This is a genomic window from Streptomyces sp. NPDC050315 (assembly GCF_040655775.1).
Lineage (GTDB): Bacteria > Actinomycetota > Actinomycetes > Streptomycetales > Streptomycetaceae > Streptomyces.
This window is the reverse complement of the sequence record NZ_JBFAKN010000008.1, coordinates 302,659-321,248: the sequence shown is the minus strand read 5'-3', so window position 1 is coordinate 321,248 and position 18,590 is coordinate 302,659. Positions and strand designations below refer to the sequence as shown.

The following is an 18,590-nucleotide window of genomic DNA, read 5'->3' as shown; positions in this document are numbered from 1 at the left end:
GGCCTCGCATTACTCCCGGGCGACCGTGCTTGCTCGGCACTCCGCACCCCTCCCTGTGGCCCCATGGACGACGGTCGCCCATGGGCACGGGACCGTAGCGGAAAGGAGCGCCGCGCGGTGGCCGCGGACGCAGGAGGGTGCATATTTCCGCCTTGTGCGCGCCGCGGATGCGCGTGCACTCGGGGAGCACGCGCGCCCGCGAGCGCACCCGGCCGCGCCCTCGGGAGCCATCGCTGAAAAACCCTCAGAAGCGGCCTTCCGGCCCAGGAGTCAGTCCTCGTGGCCCAGTTGGAGGTCGCGCTCCGTGCGGCCGCCGCCCGCGACCTGGAGGACCGTGGCGACCGGCGGATAGCCCGCGGCGATGACGGTGTACTCGCCGGCCGCCAGGTCCACGAACCGGAACAGACCGTCGGGCCCCGTGGTCGCGGTGTCCACGACGTTGCCGCCCGCGTCCAGGAGCGTGACCCGGGCGTCCTCAACGGGGCGTCCGCCACCGGCCCTTACGGTGCCGCGCAGCACGGCGCCGCCCGCCAGTTCGACGTCCTGCCGGGTCTCGCGGGACGCCTGGACGGTCACCGGGAGCGCGGCGGGCCGGAAGGCGGGGGCGCTGGAGGCGAGCGTGTACTCGCCCGCCACCAGCTCGCCGATCACGTACCCGCCCTCACGCCCGCTGCGGGTCGTCGCCACGACCTCGCCGCGTACGTCCGTCAGCGTCACCATGGCGTCGCGTACGGGTGTGCCGTCGGCCGTGGTGACCGTGCCCGCGAGCCGTCCCGCGCCGCCGAGGACCACGTCCAGGTCGACCGGCCGGTCCCCGACCGTGACGCTGACGGCCTGCGGCTGGTGGCCGCCTGCGGAGGCGATCAGTACGTACGCGCCGGTGCCCGGGGTGCTCAGCGCGTACCGGCCGTCCTCGCCGGTCGCGCCGCGGCCGATCTGGCGGCCGGAGACGTCGATGAGGGTGAGCGCGGCGCGTGGGACGACGGACCCGTCGTGGTGCTGCACGGTGCCGCAGACGGGCACGCCGGCCGGGGCATACGGCGCAGCGGCGGGCGCGGTGCGGGCGGCGGGGACGGTCGCGACGGCCTCCGCGCTCCCCTCGCCGAGTGTGCTGTGCGGGCCGTGCGGGGAGTGGGGGGCGTGGGTCACCAGGGGGTTCTCCTTGAGGAAGAAGGCGAGCAGTAGCCCGAGGAGGAGCACGGGCACGAGGTAGGGGAAGGGGCCGGGCACGGCCTGTACGTATGCGGCGACGGGGCCGTCGTGCAGCGGTCCGGGCAGGGTGAGGCGGCGGGCCGCCCGCTCGGCCGGGACGGCGGCCAGGAGGGCGGCGAGGACGGCCACGCCGGCGCTGCCGCCGAGCTGCCGGATGTACGCGCCGGGGGCGGTGGCGCGGCCGGTGCGCCGGGCGGCGCGCCGTACGGCGTGCGCGAGTACCGGGAGGACGAAGCCGAGTCCGAGGCCGAGGATGGCCGTCCAGAGGCCGTATGTGGCGCGGCCAGTGTCGGCGCGGAGGTGGGCCAGGAGCCACATGCCCTCGGCGGCGAGGGCGCAGCCCAGTACGGCGAAGATCCGGTGGTGTCCGGTACGGCCGATGAGGCGCGCCGCGACGGCGGCGGCGAGCGCGGCGCCGCCCGTGAGGGGCAGCATGAGCAGCCCGGCCTCGGTGGCCGGGGCACCACCGGGCGCGTGCGGGAAGGCCGGGAGGTGGGCCGCGGCCCCGTACAGCGCGATACCGAGGGCGGCGCCGACCGGGCCGGTGATGCGGAAGGCCGGGTCGCGGAGGAGGCCGGGCGGCAGGATCGGTTCGGCGGCGAAGTGTTCGACGGCCACGAAGAGCAGGGCGCTGCCGAGCGCGCCGCAGCCGAGCCCGAGGACGATCCGCGAGTCCCAGGCGTACTCCGTACCGGCCCAACTGGCCAGCAGGGACAGGCAGGTGGCGAGGACGGCGAGCAGCAGGACGCCGAGGACGTCCGGCTGCGGGCGGCGGTCCGTCCGGGGCAGCCGCAGCGCGACGGCCAGGACGAGGAAGACGGCGAGCCCTACTGGGACGTTGAGTGTGAAGCACAAGCGCCAGGAGGCGTGGTCGGCGAGGAGGCCGCCGAGCACCGGGCCCGCGGCGGCGGCGAGCCCGAAGACGGCGGCGGCCAGCCCGAGGGCGCGTCCGCGCGCACGCGCCGGTACGAGAGCGGCGAGGGCGGCCTGTACGCCGGCCACGACCCCGCCGGCGCCGAAGCCCTGGACCGCGCGGAAGGCGGTCAGTTCGCCCATCGTGTGCGCCTGTCCGGCCGAGGCAGCACCGGCGACGAAGACCAGGAGCGCGAGGAGGAGGGCCGGCTTGCGGCCCAGGTGGTCGCCGAGCCTGCCGAGGAGCGGCAGGCCGAGGGCGGCGGCGAGGAGGTACGACGTCACCGGCCAGGACATCCGGCCCGGCGCGCGCAGTTCGCCGGCGATCTCCGGGAGCGGGGCGGCGACGATCGTCAGGCCGAGCGCCGCGAGCAGCAGCGCGGGCAGCAGGCCGAGGAGCAGTACGGGACGGAAGCGGCGGGGTCCGGGCCGCTCCTGCGCGTGACCGGGCTCGGGTGGGCCGCCGGTGTCCAGTACGGCCGTCACCGCTCCGGTCGCCGGCGGTCCGGACCTCTCGTCCGGCTCCGCCAGGGTGGTCCCGCCCACGTGCTGCTCCCCTCGTCACGCCTGTGCCGCGCCCTGTTCTCGCATCGGGCGACAACTGCGATCAAGCGTGAGGAAACGGCGCGTTCGTGGCGGGATCACCCGTCAACGGCCGTACGGGGGCGCCCTATCGGGCCCTCATCAGGGCTTTAACCTCCGGAGCACGGGTGGTCCGCGTCATGCGGGCACGACGGGAAACCACCCGATCCGGTGAGCGCTCAAGCCTCTTTCAGCGGCTCACTTCTCCGTGTGCGCCGCGGCTCACTTCTCCGCGTGCGCCGCGAGGTTGGTGAGGATCGCGTCGTAGATCCGGCCGAGGCCCTTGGGCGCGAAGGTCCGCTCGAAGAAGCCGCCGACGCCGCCCGCGCCCTGCCAGGTGGTGGTGACGGTGACCCGGGCGCGGTTCTCGCCCGCCGGGGTGACGGTCCAGGTGGTCACCATCGAGGAGTTGCGGTCCTTCTCGACGAGCTGCCCGTCGGCCGGCTCATCGACCTCCAGCAGGCAGTCGCGGACGCGCTTGCTGGTCGCCTGGAGCTTCCAGTGCACCAGGGTGCCCTTGCCGTCGCCGCCCTCGCGGACCTCGTACTCGCTGAAGTGCTCGGGCAGCAGCTTCGGGCGGGTACCGGAGTAGTCCGCGAGCGCGTCGAAGACGTCCTCCGGCTTCGCCGCGATCTCCCGCTGCGTGGTGGCTTCGACCTGGCCCATGTGTGCTGCCCTCCGGTGCTCGCTCGCTGGTCGTGCGCTGTGCGGGGCAAGCCAACCACTCCGGCGCGGCGCGCCCAAATCCGGGTTGACAGCATTGACGGGAACACCTGTTCTATTATCTCGAGCGGGGGCCCCGGCACCACCCAGGAGGAGGCGCGATGCGCTGGAACAACTTGAGCGAGCAGACGGCGGACCCCTCGGGCCCGGCGCGCACCGCCGCGCTCTTCGGTACCGACGTAGTGAGCCGGATCATCGACACCCCCGAGTTCGCCGGGGTGACCTTCCACGAAGTACGCGCCCGTTCGATCGTGAACCGGGTCCCGGGCGCCTCCCGTATGCCGTTCGAATGGACGGTAAACCCATACAGAGGGTGCACTCATGCCTGTGTGTACTGCTTCGCCCGGCGCACCCACAGCTATCTCGACCTGGACACCGGCCTCGGCTTCGACAGCCAGATCGTGGTGAAGGTGAACGCGCCGGACCTGCTGAGACGCGAGCTGTCCGGCAGACGCTGGCGCGGCGACCACATCGCCATGGGCACGAACGTCGACTGCTACCAGCGGGCCGAGGGCCGGTACCGGCTGATGCCCGGCATCATCGAGGCTCTCCGCGAGCACGCGAACCCCTTCTCCATCCTCACCAAGGGCACGCTCATCCTCCGCGACCTGGACCTGCTGCGCGCGGCCGCCGAGGTCACCGATGTCGGCATCTCGATGTCCGTCGGCTTCCTGGACCGCGAGCTGTGGCGCACGGTCGAGCCCGGCACACCGTCCCCGGAGCGCCGCCTGGACACGGTCCGCACCCTGACCGAGCACGGCATCGGCTGCGGCGTCCTGATGGCCCCGGTCATCCCCTTCCTGGGCGACCACCCCGACCAGCTGCGCGCCACCGTGCGGGCCATCGCGGCGGCCGGCGCGTCCTCCGTGACACCCCTGGTGCTGCATCTCCGCCCGGGCGCCCGCGAGTGGTTCATGACCTGGCTGACGGAACACCACCCCCACCTGGTGCCGCGCTACGAGCGCCTGTACGCGGGCGGCGCCTACGCCCCCAAGTGGTACCAACGCCGCATCACTCGCCAGGTCCACGACCTGGCCACCGAATACGGCATCGGCCCGTCCCGCCCCGCAACGCACCGGCGCATCCCGCCCCAACGCACCCCCGCCGCCCCCGAGGTGCCCACTCAGCTCACTCTCCTGTAAAAGCGCGACTTTGCGGCCGGGGCAGTGACCTAGCCTGCCCGCATGGAGGGACTGCGGATACGTGAGATGACCGAGGACGACATCGGCGCGGTCTGTGCCGTCCGGGTCCGCGGCTGGCAGTGGGCTTACGCGGGCCTGGTGCCGCAGGCGTACCTCGACGGGCTGGACATCGCCGAAGAGACCGAGCGGCGCCGGGAGTTCTTCGCCCGTGCCCCCGCCGGGGTGGTCAACCTCGTCGCCGAGCACGCCGGCTCGGTGACCGGCTGGGCCGCTCTGGGGCCGTACCGCGACGAGACGACCGGCCACCGGGACCCCGCGCACGCGGAGCTGTACGCCCTCTACGTGCGCCCCGAGCACATCGGTACCGGGGTCGGCCGCGCCCTGATGGCCGCCTGCCTCGACCGCACCCGTGAGGACGGCTGTACCGACGTGCGCCTGTGGGTGCTCCGCTACAACGCTCACGCGCGCCGCTTCTACGAGCGGGCCGGCTTCGCCCCCGATGGGGCCGAGGAGTCCTTCGAGCTCGCCGGCGCCCTCGTACCGGAGGTGCGCTACGCGCGCACCCTGTAGCGCCGCGCTCAGCCGGTCCCCGGGGCCAGTCTCGCCAGGGACGCTGCCGCCGCGGCTGCCAGGCGGGGGTGGTCCAGGGCCGTGGTGAGGGCCGGGACGGCTCGGCGGTCGCCGAGGGCGCCCAGGCCCTCTACGCAGGCCAGGGCGACGCGCCAGTAGGGGGTGTGCGGGGTGAGGAGGCGTTCGAGGGTGGAGATCAGGGCGGGGACGGATTCGGGGGCGCGGAGGTCGGCGAGGAGGCGTACGGGGTGGAGCGCGTAGGCCGTGCGGAGGGGGTTGGTGGCGAGGGCCGCGGCGGCGCGGGCCGTGCGCGGGTCGCCGAGGCGGGCCAGGGCGTGCGCGGCGGTGGCGCAGCGGACCGGGTCGCGGTAGTTGAGGAGCAGGACGAGGGTCTCGAAGGCGCGGCGGTCGCCGGCGCAGCCGAGGGAGAAGGCGGCGATCTCGCGGGTCCACAGGGGCCGCTCGACGGCGGTGAGCATGCGCGCGAGCTCCTCGCGGCCCGCGGGGGTGTTCTTACGGGCGAGCGCGAGCAGGCGTTCGTAGGTGACGAGATCGGCAGGTGACTGCAGCTCTCCTCGTACCCGGTCGGTCAACTCGTGGAATCGGTCTTCCATTTGCGATGCTCCTCCCCCGCCGCCTCGGCGTGGCCCGCGCCACAGATTAATTCCCCCATTCCCCCCTGGCGCTCGCCATTACCCGGCGGTTAATCTGCCGGTACGAGCAGCACCCCTGCTCCGGCGGCCTGGTGACGCAGCCGCCATGAGTGAAGTCGGTTCGGCACCGCACAGCACGACATCAGCGGAGTGACCGGCAGTGGCCCCGGGACAGGGCCCGCCGCGCAGCTCCTTCCGTACACGCCCCTCGACCGTGGCCCTAGATGGCGTCGACCGCATCGACCGCGGCGACCACGTGTGCGCTCACCCTCAGTCGTCACTTCTCCCCTGCCCGCAGGGGAACACCCTCAGGAGTCTCGCGATGGGCCTCTCGTCCACCCCTGATTCGCCCCTGTCCCCCGCCACCGCCGCCTCCGGTATCGCCACCGTCGCCGTCGTCGGCCTCGGCACGATGGGTACCGGCATCGCCGAGGTGCTCGCCCGCGCCGGCCGCGAGGTCATCGGCATCGACATCGACGACGCCGCGGTCCGCCGCTCGGTCACCGCCCTGGAGGCGTCCACCGCCCGCGCCGTGCACCGCGAGCGGATCACCGAGCGCGAGCGGGCCGATGTGCTGGCCCGGTTCCGTACCTTCTGCGATCTGCAGGCCGCCGCCGAGGCGGATCTGGTGATCGAAGTGGTGCCGGAGGACTACGAGCTGAAGCGGCAGATCATCAACGCCCTGGACGGCATCGTCCGCCCGGACGCCGTGCTGGCCACCGGCACCAACTCCCTCTCCGTGACCCGGCTGGCCGCCGACTCGCAGTACCCCGAGCGCGTGCTCGGTCTGCACTTCTTCAACCCCGCGCCGGCCATGAAGCTGGTCGAGGTGGCCTCCTCCGTGCTGACCGCGCCCACGGCCGTGGCCGCCGTCACCGAGCTCGCCCGCGAGCTGGGCAAGGACCCGATCGCGGTGGGCGACCGCCCCGGCTTCGTCGCCGACGGCCTGCTCTTCGGGTACCTGAACCAGGCCGCCGCGATGTACGAGTCGAGGTACGCGACCCGTGAGGACATCGACGCGGCGATGCGCATGGGCTGCGGGCTGCCCATGGGGCCGCTCGCGCTGCTGGACCTCATCGGCATCGACACCGCCCGTACGGTGCTGCAGGCGATGTACGCGGCCTCGCACGACCGGCTGCACGCGCCGGCGCCCATCCTCGGCCACCTCGCCGAGGCGGGGCTGACGGGCCGCAAGGCGGGCCGCGGCTTCTACACGTACGAGGCGCCGGGCTCCGCGACCGTCGTGGCGGACGCGGCCACTCCGGCCGCGGCCGGGGAGCAGGCCGGGGCCCGTACGGTCCGCAGCGTCGGCGTGGCCGGTTCCGGGACGATGGCGAGCGGCATCGCCGAGGTCTTCGCGAAGGCCGGTTACGAGGTCGTGCTCGCCGCGCGCAGCCAGGAGAAGGCGGAGAAGGCCAAGGCACGGATCGAGAAGTCGCTGGGCCGGTCGGTGGCCAAGGGCCGGATGACCGAGGAGGCGCGGGACGCGGCGCTCGCCGCGATCACCCCGGCGGGCTCGCTGGACGCCTTCGCCGAGGTGGATCTGGCCGTCGAGGCGGTGGCCGAGGACCTGGAGATCAAGCAGCAGCTGTTCGGGACGCTGGACAAGGTCTGCAAGCCGGGCGCGGTGCTGGCCACCACGACCTCCTCGCTGCCGGTCGTGGCCTGCGCGCGGGCGACCTCGCGGCCGCAGGACGTCATCGGTATGCACTTCTTCAACCCGGCGCCGGCCATGAAGCTGGTGGAGGTCGTCCGTACGGTGCTGACTGCAGACGATGTGCAGTCGACCGTCCGCGCCGTGTGCGCCAAGGTCCGCAAGCACCCGGTGGACTGCGGCGACCGGGCGGGCTTCATCGTGAACGCGCTGCTCTTCCCGTACCTGAACAACGCGATCAAGATGGTCCAGGAGCACTACGCCTCGCCGGACGACATCGACGCCGCGATGAAGCTGGGCGGCGGCTACCCGATGGGCCCGTTCGAACTGCTCGACGTGGTGGGCCTGGACGTCTCGCTGGCCATCGAGAAGGTGCTGCACGCGGAGTTCCGCGACCCGGGCCTGGCCCCGGCGCCGCTGCTGGAGCACCTCGTCGCCGCGGGCTGCCTCGGGCGCAAGACCGGCCGCGGCTTCCGTGAGTACGCCAAGCGCTGACGGGGGTGGCTGGGGCGGGCTGCTGGAGCCGGGAGGCGGCCCTCCCGCGGCCTCCTGGCCGCCCGTCCCCCGGGCGAATGGCGCAGGCCGCGGGATTATGAAGTACCGTCCCCACATGTCCCAGCCCGCTCGTACGCAGCCTTCAGACGGTCCCGACACCACGACGCCCGGCTCGCGCCGCGCGGCCGCCCAGCGGCTCAAGATGCGCCGCGAATTGGCGGCGGCGGCGATGGAGCTGTTCGCGACCAAGGGCTACGAAGCGACGACCGTCGACGAGATCGCCGCGGCGGCCGGCGTCGCGCGGCGGACGTTCTTCCGCCACTTCCGCTCCAAGGAAGAGGCGATCTTCCCCGACCACGACGACACCCTCGTACGGGCCGAGGCCGTGCTGGACGCGGCGCCCGCGCACGAGAACCCGCTGGACACGGTGTGCCGCGGCATCAAAGAGGTCATGCGGATGTACGCGGCCTCGCCGGCCGTGGCCGTGGCCCGTTACCGCCTGACCCGCGAAGTACCCACGCTGCGCGAGGCGGAGATCGCCTCGGTGGCCCGGTACGAACGGCTCTTCACGCGCTATCTGCTGGGGCACTTCGACGAGGGCGCGCACCGCGAGGGCAACGACGATCCGCTGCTCGCGGAGGTCGCCGCGTCCGCGGTGGTCACCGCGCACAATCACGTACTGCGGCGCTGGCTGCGGGCGGGCGCGCAGGGGGACGTGGAGACGCAGCTGGACCACGCCTTCGCGATCGTCCGCGAGACGTTCGGCACGGGCATCGGGGCCGGCCGTACGCCCGCGGGGCGGCCGCCCGCCGCGACGGCGGCCCGGGAGGGCGAGGTACTGGTGACGGTGGCCCGTACGGACGCCCCGCTCAGCGAGGTCATGCGCACGATCCAGAAGGCGCTGCGCGAGCACAAGTGACGAACGACCGGAGCGCCGTCACGTCCTGGACGTGACGGCGCTCCGCTATGCGACCCATCAGTAACAAACATCACGCAGGACCGCCCCGCGGTACCGGATCGTCCGGTTTTGCGGGGCTTTTTGTTGCTCATGCGTGCCGCACGGATGACATCTGAGAGAAATTGTTGGCACCGAGTGCCTTGCCGGCTGGCACGCGGTGTCATACGTTGATGTTGTCCGGGCGGCCGGTGCACCCGATCTTCGGCGTACCGGTTGTCCCCGCGAACCACTGGTCCGCGCGCCCGGATGCCTGCGTCACAGGCAACCTCCCGCGCACACCCGCGCCTGCCGAGCACCACACAGCCGAACCGACGGCACCGCCTTCGCACCACCCCCGACGTTCCCTCAAGCCGTTCCAAGCGCGCTTCGCCGGAGGCACACCGTGAACCACATTCTTGACGCGATCACCGCACCGGACAGCACCCGCGAGGACTTCGCGAATCTGTCCATCCCCGAGTCGTACCGCGCGGTCACCGTGCACAAGGACGAGGCCGACATGTTCGCCGGCCTCCCCAGCCACGAAAAGGACCCGCGCAAGTCGCTGCACGTCGAAGACGTGCCGGTGCCGGAGCTGGGCCCGGGCGAGGCCCTGGTCGCCGTCATGGCGTCCTCGGTCAACTACAACTCCGTCTGGACCTCGATCTTCGAGCCGCTCTCGACCTTCGGCTTCCTGGAGCGCTACGGCAAGCTCTCGCCGCTCGCCAAGCGCCATGACCTGCCGTACCACGTCATCGGCTCCGACCTGGCCGGCGTCGTGCTGCGCACCGGCCCCGGCGTGAACTCCTGGCACCCCGGCGACGAGGTCGTCGCGCACTGCCTCTCCGTCGAGCTGGAGTCCTCCGACGGCCACAACGACACGATGCTCGACCCCGAGCAGCGCATCTGGGGCTTCGAGACCAACTTCGGCGGCCTCGCCGAGATCGCGCTCGTGAAGTCGAACCAGCTGATGCCCAAGCCGGACCACCTGAGCTGGGAGGAGGCCGCGGCCCCGGGCCTGGTGAACTCCACCGCCTACCGCCAGCTGGTCTCCCGCAACGGCGCCGGCATGAAGCAGGGCGACAACGTCCTGATCTGGGGCGCAAGCGGCGGCCTGGGCTCGTACGCCACCCAGTTCGCGCTGGCCGGCGGCGCCAACCCGATCTGCGTCGTCTCCAGCGAGGACAAGGCGGAGATCTGCCGGAAGATGGGCGCCGAGGCGATCATCGACCGCAAGGCCGAGGGCTACAAGTTCTGGAAGGACGAGCAGACCCAGGACCCGCGCGAGTGGAAGCGCTTCGGCAAGCGCATCCGCGAACTCACCGGCGGCGAGGACATCGACATCGTCTTCGAGCACCCCGGCCGCGAGACCTTCGGCGCGAGCGTCTACGTCACCCGCAAGGGCGGCACCATCACCACCTGCGCCTCCACCTCCGGCTACATGCACGAGTACGACAACCGCTACCTGTGGATGTCCCTGAAGCGCATCATCGGCTCCCACTTCGCCAACTACCGCGAGGCATGGGAGGCCAACCGACTGATCGCCAAGGGCAAGATCCACCCCACGCTGTCCAAGACGTACTCCCTGGAGGAGACCGGCCAGGCCGCGTACGACGTGCACCGCAACCTCCACCAGGGCAAGGTCGGCGTCCTCGCGCTGGCCCCCGAGGAGGGCATGGGCGTGCGCGACCACGAGAAGCGCGCGAAGCACCTCGACGCGATCAACCGCTTCCGCAACGTCTGAAATCCCCAGGGGCTGACCAGACATGACTGAGCGTCAGAACGCGGCTACGCCGGAGGGCGCGCCGGTGCCGAAAGAGACGAAGACAAGGGAGCGGAGCGACCGCGGGCTGAGGAACGTCGGCACCGGCTCCCAGCGCCCTCCGGCGGAGCCGCAAAAGGGCAGGGACCGTCCGTGGCTGATGCGGACATACGCGGGACACTCGACCGCCGAGGCGTCCAACGAGCTGTACCGGCGTAACCTCGCCAAGGGCCAGACCGGCCTGTCGGTCGCGTTCGACCTCCCGACGCAGACCGGTTACGACCCCGACCACGTGCTCGCCCGCGGCGAGGTCGGGCGGGTCGGGGTCCCGGTCTCCCACCTCGGCGACATGCGCCGGCTGTTCCAGGACATCCCGCTGGAGCAGATGAACACCTCGATGACCATCAACGCCACCGCCATGTGGCTGCTGGCGCTGTACGAGGTGGTCGCCGAGGAGCAGGGCGCGGACATCTCCAAGCTGTCGGGGACGACGCAGAACGACATCGTGAAGGAGTACCTGTCCCGGGGGACGCACGTCTTCCCGCCGGGGCCGAGCCTCCGGCTGACGACCGACATGATCACGTATACGGTCGCCCATATCCCGAAGTGGAACCCGATCAACATCTGCAGCTACCACCTGCAGGAGGCCGGGGCCACGCCGGTGCAGGAGATCGCGTACGCGATGTCCACCGCCGTCGCGGTGCTGGACGCCGTACGGGACTCCGGGCAGGTGCCGGCGGAGAAGTTCGGCGACGTCGTCGCGCGGATCTCCTTCTTCGTGAACGCGGGCGTCCGCTTCGTCGAGGAGATGTGCAAGATGCGCGCCTTCGGCCGCATCTGGGACAAGATCACGCGTGAGCGGTACGGCATCGAGAACCCCAAGCAGCGCCGCTTCCGGTACGGCGTCCAGGTCAACTCCCTGGGCCTGACCGAGGCGCAGCCCGAGAACAACGTCCAGCGCATCGTCCTCGAAATGCTGGCCGTGACGCTCTCCAAGGACGCGCGGGCACGTGCCGTCCAGCTCCCGGCCTGGAACGAGGCGCTGGGCCTGCCCCGCCCCTGGGACCAGCAGTGGTCGCTCCGTATCCAGCAGGTCCTCGCGCACGAGTCGGACCTGCTGGAGTACGAGGACATCTTCGTCGGCTCGCACGTCATCGAGGCCAAGGTGGACGCGCTGGTCGAGGAGTGCCTGGCCGAGATCGACCGGATCCAGGAGATGGGCGGCGCGATGGCCGCCGTCGAGTCCGGCTACCTGAAGTCCCAGCTGGTCGCCTCGCACGCGGAGCGGCGCGGCCGGATCGAGGCCGGCGAGGAGAAGATCGTCGGCGTCAACTGCTACGAGTCCACCGAACCCAACCCGCTCACCGCCGACCTGGACACCGCCATCATGACGGTGGACCCGGAGAACGAGGCGCGGGTCGTGCAGGCGCTGCACGAGTGGCGGGACTCCCGGGACGAGCACCGGGCGCAGGAGGCCCTCTCCGCGCTCAAGAAGGCGGCGGCCGGGGACACCAACCTCTTCGCGGCCACTCTGGAGTGCGCCAGGGCCGGTGTGACGACCGGGGAGTGGGCCTGGGCCCTCCGGGACGTCTTCGGCGAGTTCCGGGCGCCCACGGGCGTCTCCAGCGCTCCGCTGGCGGTCGCGGCCGAGCAGGGCACCCCGCTCGCCGCCGTCCGCGAGAAGGTCGCCCGTACCGCCGCGGAGCTCGGCAGCGGAAAGCTGCGCCTCCTGGTGGGCAAGCCGGGCCTGGACGGGCACAGCAACGGGGCCGAGCAGATCGCCGTACGGGCCCGTGACGCGGGCTTCGAAGTGGTCTACCAGGGCATCCGGCTGACCCCCGAGCAGATCGTCTCGGCGGCCGTCGCCGAGGACGTGCACTGCGTCGGCCTGTCCATCCTCTCCGGCTCGCACGCCGAGCTGGTGCCGGACGTGCTGGCCCGGCTGCGCCGGACCGGTGTCGACGACATCCCCGTCATCGTCGGCGGCATCATCCCCTCGGCGGACGCGGCAGCGCTGCGCGAGGCCGGTGTCGCCGCCGTTTTCACCCCGAAGGACTTCGGTATCACGGAGATCATCGGCCGTATCGTCGACGAGATCCGTACCGCGAACAAGCTCGATCCCCTGGAGGTCCCCGCATGACCAGCCCTGCCACCCCGGTCAACCGGCTTCGCCCCCGCCGCTCCTGCCTCGCGGTCCCGGGCTCCAACCCGCGCTTCCTGGAGAAGGCCCAGGGCCTCCCCGCCGACCAGGTCTTCCTGGACCTGGAGGACGCCTGCGCGCCGCTCGCCAAGCCGGACGCCCGGCACAACATCGTGAAGGCGCTGAACGAGGGCGACTGGACCGGCAAGACGCGCGTGGTGCGGGTCAACGACTGGACCACCCACTGGACGTACCGGGACGTCATCACGGTCGTCGAGGGCGCGGGCCCGAACCTGGACTGCATCATGCTGCCCAAGGTGCAGGACGCCCAGCAGATCGTCGCGCTGGACCTGCTGCTGACCCAGATCGAGAAGACGATGGGCTTCGAGGTCGGCCGGATCGGCATCGAGGCGCAGATCGAGAACGCGCAGGGCCTCAACAACGTCAACGAGATCGCGCAGGCGTCGCAGCGCACCGAGACGATCATCTTCGGCCCGGCCGACTTCATGGCGTCCATCAACATGAAGTCCCTGGTCGTCGGCGAGCAGCCGCCCGGCTACCCGGCGGACGCCTACCACTTCATCCTGATGAAGATCCTGATGGCGGCCCGCGCCAACGACCTCCAGGCGATCGACGGTCCCTACCTGCAGATCAAGAACGTGGACGGCTACCGCGAGGTCGCGGGCCGCGCCGCCGCGCTGGGCTTCGACGGCAAGTGGGTGCTGCACCCCGGCCAGGTCGAGGCCGCCAACGAGGTCTTCTCGCCCTCCCAGGAGGACTACGACCACGCCGAGCTGATCCTCGACGCGTACGAGTGGTGCACCTCCGAGGCGGGCGGCAAGAAGGGCTCCGCGATGCTCGGCGACGAGATGATCGACGAGGCCAGCCGCAAGATGGCGCTGGTCATCGCGGGTAAGGGACGCGCCGCCGGCATGCAGCGCACTAGCAAGTTCGAGGCTCCGGAGGCGTAAGCGCGATGCAGTTCGGCCGCACCTACGAAGAGTTCACCGTCGGCGACGTGTACAAGCACTGGCCCGGCAAGACGGTCACCGAGTACGACGACCACCTCTTCTGTCTGCTCACCATGAACCACCACCCGCTCCACATGGATACGAACTACGCGGAGCAGACGACCGACTTCGGCAAGAACGTGGTGGTCGGGAATTACATCTACTCGCTGCTGCTGGGCATGTCCGTCCCGGACGTCTCGGGCAAGGCGATCGCCAATCTCGAAATCGAATCGCTGAAGCACGTGGCGCCGACCTTCCACGGCGACACGATCTACGGCGAGACGACCGTGCTGGACAAGACGCCGTCGAAGTCGAAGAACGACCGCGGCATCGTGTACGTCGAGACCAAGGGCTACAAGCAGGACGGCACGCTCGTCTGCGTCTTCCGGCGCAAGGTGATGGTGCCGACGGCCACGTACATCAAGGAGCGCGGCGGCGAGCAGCCCGGCCGCCCCGAGCTCCGGACCCCTGCCGCGAAGGAGAAGTAGCCATGGCGCGTCTCGCACAGACCGAGGGTCTGACGGACATCCAGCGGGAAATCCTCTCCACGGTCCGCGATTTCGTGGACAAGGAGATCCTTCCGGTCGCGACCGAGCTGGAGCACAAGGACGAGTACCCGACGCAGATCGTCGAGGGCCTCAAGGAACTGGGCGTCTTCGGGCTGATGATTCCCGAGGAGTACGGCGGCCTCGGCGAATCGCTGCTGACGTACGCGCTGACGGTCGAGGAAATCGCCCGCGGCTGGATGTCGGTGTCCGGCATCATCAACACCCACTTCATCGTGGCGTACATGCTCAAGCAGCACGGCACGCAGGAGCAGAAGGACTACTTCCTGCCGAAGATGGCGGCCGGTGAAATACGGGGCGCCTTCTCGATGTCGGAGCCGGCGCTGGGGTCCGACGTGTCGGCCATCAGCTCCAAGGGCGTGCGGGACGGCGACGAGTACGTCCTCAACGGCCAGAAGATGTGGCTGACGAACGGCGGTTCGTCCACGCTGGTCGCCGTCCTCTGCAAGACGGACGAGGGCCACCCGGAGGGCACGGCCCCGCACAAGTCGATGACGACCTTCCTCGTGGAGAAGGAGGCCGGCTTCGGCGAGGTCCGCCCGGGACTCACCATTCCGGGCAAGATCGAGAAGATGGGCTACAAGGGCGTCGACACGACCGAGCTCATCATGCAGGACCTCCGGATCCCGGCGAATCGCGTGCTCGGCGGCGAGACCGGACGTGGTTTCTATCACATGATGGACGGCGTCGAGGTGGGCCGAGTGAACGTCGCGGCGCGTGGCTGCGGCGTCGCACAGCGTGCGTTCGAGCTGGGTGTGGACTATGCCCAGCAGCGGCATACCTTCGGCAAACCGATCGCAAAGCATCAGGCCATCCAGTTCAAATTGGCCGAAATGGCGACAAAGGTCGAGGCGGCCCATGCGATGATGGTCAACGCCGCCCGCAAGAAGGACTCCGGTCAGCGGAACGACCTGGAGGCGGGCATGGCGAAGTACCTCGCCTCCGAGTACTGCAAGGAGGTCGTGGAGGACGCCTTCCGCATCCACGGCGGCTACGGCTTCTCCAAGGAATATGAAATCGAACGCCTGTACCGTGAGGCGCCCATGTTGCTCATCGGTGAAGGTACCGCTGAGATCCAGAAAATGATCATCGGGCGCCGGCTACTCGAGGAGTACCGCATCCAGGGGTGAATGTCCGTTTCGGGGTGTTTTCTTCGAGAAGAAGATCACACCCCGTCACCGGACTTCGGCCACGGATTGGCGTTGGCTCTTGGCCAGTTGCCGCTCGCACCCGATAGCATCCCCGGAAAGCCGCCGTCCCCCATCCCTACGCGGCATCCTCCGCTACGAAGGTCATCCATGCCCCACAGCCAATCCTCTGCACACCGCGGTCGCGTCCGCCTCGCGCGCGGAGCGTCGCCGTGGCTCCTGCCGACCGTCGCAACGGCAGCGGTCAGCCTGGCCCGCTCCCGGCGCTCGGGACGCTGGGCCGCCGTCGCCGTGCCCGCCACCGCCCTGGCGGCGGGCATGCTGTGGTTCTTCCGCGACCCCGAGCGCGACATCGCTCAGGGCCGCGTCATTTCCCCGGCCGACGGCGTGGTGCAGAGCATCATGCCGTGGAAGGACGGGCGCACCCGCGTCGCGATCTTCATGAGCCCGCTGAACGTCCACGTGAACCGCGCGCCGCTGGCCGGCACGGTCACGTCCGTCGAGCACATCCCCGGCGGCTTCGTTCCGGCGTTCAACAAGGAGAGCGAGAACAACGAGCGGGTGGTCTGGCACTTCGACACCGAGATCGGTGACGTCGAGATGGTGCAGATCGCCGGTGCGGTGGCCCGCCGCATCGTTCCGTACGTCCCGGAGGGCACCAAGGTCGAGCAGGGCGAGCGCATCGGTCTGATCCGCTTCGGCTCGCGCGTCGACGTGTACCTGCCCGAGGGCGTCGAGGCCGCCGTCGAGGTCGGCCAGGCCACCACAGCGGGGGTGACTCGTCTTGACCGTGATTGATCCCGATACCCAGGCGGGCTGGGCGGCCGAGGAGGAGGACGACGACATGCCGCTGTCGACGCGGCTGTCGATAGCGGACACGCTCACCCTCGGCAACGCGATCTGCGGCTTCATGGCGGTGTACTTCACCACCACCGGCGTCCTGATCCCGCACCTGACGGGCACCGAGGACGGCGGCATGGCGCGGCACAGCGCCGCCATGGCGGTCATCCTCATGCTGCTCGCCTCGGTCTTCGACCTGTTCGACGGCCTGGTCGCGCGCAAGCTGCGGGCCTCGGCGATGGGGGCCGAGCTCGACAACCTCTCCGACCTGATCAGCTTCGGCCTGGCACCCGCGTACTTCGTGGTGACCTGGGGCATGGTCGCCTCCGACGCGAACCAGCGGGTCTCGGTGGTCGCGGCGGTGGTGGTGCTGCTGGCGGTGATCCTCCGCCTCGCCCGCTTCTCCTGCGTGACGGTGCCGAACGGCATGTTCCAGGGCATGCCGAGTCCCTTCGGGGCGCTGACGGTCGTGGCGATCGTCCTGCTGGAGCTGCCGTTCCTGCCGACGCTCCTCGCCATCATCGGCGTGGCGTGGCTGATGGTGAGCCGGGTGGAGTACCCGAAGCCGCGGGGTCGCCTCGCGGTCGCGATGCTCTCCTGGATCGTGGCGAGCATGGCCATGCTCGCGGCGTGGGCGCTGGACGCGCCGGCGGGCCAGCTGCTCCTGCAGACGGGGTGCGCGCTGCAGGTCGTGACGGGCGCGATGATCCCGCTCTTCGCTACGGCTCGGCGGGTGAACACGTTCCGGGACAACCGCCGCGAGGCCAGGGCAGCGCAGCTGCCGTAGTTCCGGCGGCGGGTGGCCGACGTACGGAAGGCCCGGTACGAACCTTGGGTTCGTACCGGGCCTTCCGCATACCCAGCCCGTCCGGCGTTTGAGGACGAGCCCGGAGGGCGATCCGGGGGTCCAGGGGCGCAGCCCTGGTTTCGGGAAGGGGCGGGTCCGGGGCATCGTTCCCAGTCCCGGGCCGCCCGCACGGGGCTCCGCCCCGGACCCCGCTCCTCAATCGCCGGAGGGGCTTGATTTCCGCTGCGGCGCCGCTGTGGTTGCTCGCGCAGTTCCCCGCGCCCCTGATGGGGCTAGGCCAGGAAGTCCCGTGCCAGCGACTCCGCCGCCTGCTCAAGGAGCGGGCCCGCCTCGGCCATACAGCGGGCCGGGTCCGGCTCCAGGGCCGTCAGCGGGTACGCCCGCTCGATCCCGGCCTGGAGAAGCGCCGACGGCGGCAGGAGGAGGCGGCCGCAGACCGCCACCACGGTCAGCCCCTTCGCGCGGGCCGCCGCCGCGACGCCCGCCGGCGCCTTGCCGTGGAGCGTCTGCTCGTCCAGCGAGCCCTCGCCCGTGATCACGAACGTGGCCCGCTCCAGCGCGGGCCCGAAGCCCAGCACGTCGAGCATGACGTCGATGCCGGGCCGGAACGTCGCACCGAGGCCGACCAGCGCCCCGTACCCGATGCCGCCCGCCGCGCCCGCGCCCGGCGCCAGCGCGTACTCGGCGGCCTTCGGCCCCACCGCCGCCTCCAGCACCTTCGCGTAGTGCGCCAGCGCCGCGTCCAGCGTGGCGACGTCCGCCTCGCTCGCGCCCTTCTGCGGGCCGTAGACCGCGGGCGCGCCCTTCGGGCCGGTCAGCGGGTTGTCCACGTCGCTGGCCAGCACGATCTCCGTGGTGGCCAGGCGCGGGTCGAGGCCGCTGAGGTCGGCGGTGGCGAGGCCGGCGAGCGGCCCGCCGCCGGGCGCGACCGGCTCCCCCGCGCGGTCCAGGAAGCGCGCCCCGAGCGCCGCGAGCATCCCCGCGCCGCCGTCGTTCGTGGCGCTGCCGCCGACGCCGAAGACGATGGAGCGGGCGCCCGCGTCCAGCGCGGCGAGCAGCAGCTCCCCGGTGCCGTACGTGGTGGCCGTCAGCGGCGCGAAGACGCCCTCCGGGAGGTGCTGGAGGCCCGATGCCTCGGCCATCTCCACCACGGCCGTACCGTCGGCGCTCAGCGCGAACGTGGCCGTGACGGGCTCCCCTATGGGCCCGGTGACCCGCGCCTCGTGCCGGGTGAATCCGGCGGCCAGCGCCGCCGCGACCGTGCCGTCCCCGCCGTCCGCGACCGGGACGGCCGCCACGGAGAGGTCCGGTACGGCGCGCCGCAGCCCGGCCGTGACGTGCTCGGCGACCTGGACGGCCGTCAGCGAGCCCTTGAACTTGTCCGCGGCGATCAGCACGTGTGCCTGTGCTGTGTCTGTCCTTGCTGCGTCCGCCACCCT

Annotated in this window: 15 protein-coding genes; 11 read left to right on the top strand and 4 right to left on the bottom strand. The window is 71.2% G+C overall.

The features are described 5' to 3' along the window. Positions 1-270: 270 nt before the first annotated feature. Positions 271-2,670, bottom strand: coding sequence for an MFS transporter (locus AB0I82_RS28800; RefSeq protein ID WP_363260294.1), 2,400 nt, complete (start codon positions 2,668-2,670; stop codon positions 271-273). Positions 2,671-2,928: 258 nt separating this feature from the next. After that, a complete protein-coding gene (locus AB0I82_RS28795; protein ID WP_363260293.1) occupies positions 2,929-3,372 on the bottom strand; it encodes an SRPBCC family protein in 444 nt (147 codons plus the stop codon). A 158-nt stretch (positions 3,373-3,530) separates the two neighbouring features. Between AB0I82_RS28795 and AB0I82_RS28790 the strand changes: the two genes are divergently transcribed. Continuing rightward, entirely contained in the window at positions 3,531-4,571 is a 1,041-nt protein-coding gene (locus AB0I82_RS28790; protein ID WP_363260292.1) for an Rv2578c family radical SAM protein, read from the top strand. Positions 4,572-4,613: 42 nt separating this feature from the next. Continuing rightward, complete coding sequence (locus AB0I82_RS28785; protein WP_363260291.1) at positions 4,614-5,141, top strand: GNAT family N-acetyltransferase; 528 nt, start codon at positions 4,614-4,616, stop codon at positions 5,139-5,141. Between the two features lie 8 nt (positions 5,142-5,149). Here AB0I82_RS28785 and AB0I82_RS28780 read toward each other — a convergent pair whose 3' ends face one another. Then, entirely contained in the window at positions 5,150-5,755 is a 606-nt protein-coding gene (locus AB0I82_RS28780) for a HEAT repeat domain-containing protein (protein ID WP_363260290.1), read from the bottom strand. 361 nt (positions 5,756-6,116) lie between these two features. Here AB0I82_RS28780 and AB0I82_RS28775 point away from each other — a divergent pair, with 361 nt between their 5' ends. The 9 genes from AB0I82_RS28775 to pssA all read left to right on the top strand — a co-directional run bounded on the left by AB0I82_RS28775 (position 6,117) and on the right by pssA (position 17,130). Further along, a complete protein-coding gene (locus tag AB0I82_RS28775) occupies positions 6,117-7,943 on the top strand; it encodes a 3-hydroxyacyl-CoA dehydrogenase family protein (protein ID WP_363260289.1) in 1,827 nt (608 codons plus the stop codon). Positions 7,944-8,058: 115 nt separating this feature from the next. Then, positions 8,059-8,862: a TetR family transcriptional regulator gene (locus AB0I82_RS28770; protein ID WP_363260287.1), complete on the top strand. Its 804-nt coding sequence runs from the start codon at positions 8,059-8,061 to the stop codon at positions 8,860-8,862. Between the two features lie 421 nt (positions 8,863-9,283). Next, positions 9,284-10,621: a crotonyl-CoA carboxylase/reductase gene (gene ccrA / locus AB0I82_RS28765; RefSeq protein ID WP_363260286.1), complete on the top strand. Its 1,338-nt coding sequence runs from the start codon at positions 9,284-9,286 to the stop codon at positions 10,619-10,621. Positions 10,622-10,727: 106 nt separating this feature from the next. Further along, a complete protein-coding gene (locus AB0I82_RS28760; RefSeq protein ID WP_363260381.1) occupies positions 10,728-12,779 on the top strand; it encodes a protein meaA in 2,052 nt (683 codons plus the stop codon). Then, positions 12,776-13,750, top strand: a complete 975-nt coding sequence (locus tag AB0I82_RS28755) for a CoA ester lyase (RefSeq protein WP_363260285.1) — start codon at positions 12,776-12,778, stop codon at positions 13,748-13,750. Before AB0I82_RS28760 ends, AB0I82_RS28755 begins: the two co-directional genes overlap by 4 nt. 5 nt (positions 13,751-13,755) lie before the next feature. Further along, entirely contained in the window at positions 13,756-14,277 is a 522-nt protein-coding gene (locus AB0I82_RS28750) for a MaoC family dehydratase (RefSeq protein WP_103834584.1), read from the top strand. Positions 14,278-14,279: 2 nt separating this feature from the next. Further along, entirely contained in the window at positions 14,280-15,485 is a 1,206-nt protein-coding gene (locus AB0I82_RS28745) for an acyl-CoA dehydrogenase family protein (protein WP_363260284.1), read from the top strand. Positions 15,486-15,653: 168 nt separating this feature from the next. Further along, positions 15,654-16,301 (top strand): phosphatidylserine decarboxylase, encoded by a 648-nt coding sequence (locus AB0I82_RS28740; protein ID WP_031060608.1) that lies wholly within the window; start codon positions 15,654-15,656, stop codon positions 16,299-16,301. Further along, positions 16,288-17,130: a CDP-diacylglycerol--serine O-phosphatidyltransferase gene (gene pssA / locus AB0I82_RS28735; RefSeq protein WP_363260282.1), complete on the top strand. Its 843-nt coding sequence runs from the start codon at positions 16,288-16,290 to the stop codon at positions 17,128-17,130. The genes AB0I82_RS28740 and pssA overlap by 14 nt, the downstream gene beginning before the upstream one ends. Positions 17,131-17,423: 293 nt before the next feature. On the opposite strand, the gene AB0I82_RS28730 is transcribed toward pssA, so the two are convergent. Continuing rightward, positions 17,424-18,548, bottom strand: a complete 1,125-nt coding sequence (locus AB0I82_RS28730; protein ID WP_363260380.1) for a glycerate kinase — start codon at positions 18,546-18,548, stop codon at positions 17,424-17,426. Positions 18,549-18,590: the final 42 nt, after the last annotated feature.

Excerpts from the sequence above, each read along its gene's own strand:
- AB0I82_RS28795 (WP_363260293.1), bottom strand. The coding sequence starts at position 3,372 with ATGGGCCAGGTCGAAGCCACCACGCAGCGGGAGATCGCGGCGAAGCCG.
- AB0I82_RS28790 (WP_363260292.1), top strand. The coding sequence starts at position 3,531 with ATGCGCTGGAACAACTTGAGCGAGCAGACGGCGGACCCCTCGGGCCCG.
- AB0I82_RS28785 (WP_363260291.1), top strand. The coding sequence starts at position 4,614 with ATGGAGGGACTGCGGATACGTGAGATGACCGAGGACGACATCGGCGCG.
- AB0I82_RS28780 (WP_363260290.1), bottom strand. The coding sequence starts at position 5,755 with ATGGAAGACCGATTCCACGAGTTGACCGACCGGGTACGAGGAGAGCTG.
- AB0I82_RS28775 (WP_363260289.1), top strand. The coding sequence starts at position 6,117 with ATGGGCCTCTCGTCCACCCCTGATTCGCCCCTGTCCCCCGCCACCGCC.
- AB0I82_RS28770 (WP_363260287.1), top strand. The coding sequence starts at position 8,059 with ATGTCCCAGCCCGCTCGTACGCAGCCTTCAGACGGTCCCGACACCACG.
- AB0I82_RS28755 (WP_363260285.1), top strand. The coding sequence starts at position 12,776 with ATGACCAGCCCTGCCACCCCGGTCAACCGGCTTCGCCCCCGCCGCTCC.
- AB0I82_RS28750 (WP_103834584.1), top strand. The coding sequence starts at position 13,756 with ATGCAGTTCGGCCGCACCTACGAAGAGTTCACCGTCGGCGACGTGTAC.
- AB0I82_RS28745 (WP_363260284.1), top strand. The coding sequence starts at position 14,280 with ATGGCGCGTCTCGCACAGACCGAGGGTCTGACGGACATCCAGCGGGAA.
- AB0I82_RS28740 (WP_031060608.1), top strand. The coding sequence starts at position 15,654 with ATGCCCCACAGCCAATCCTCTGCACACCGCGGTCGCGTCCGCCTCGCG.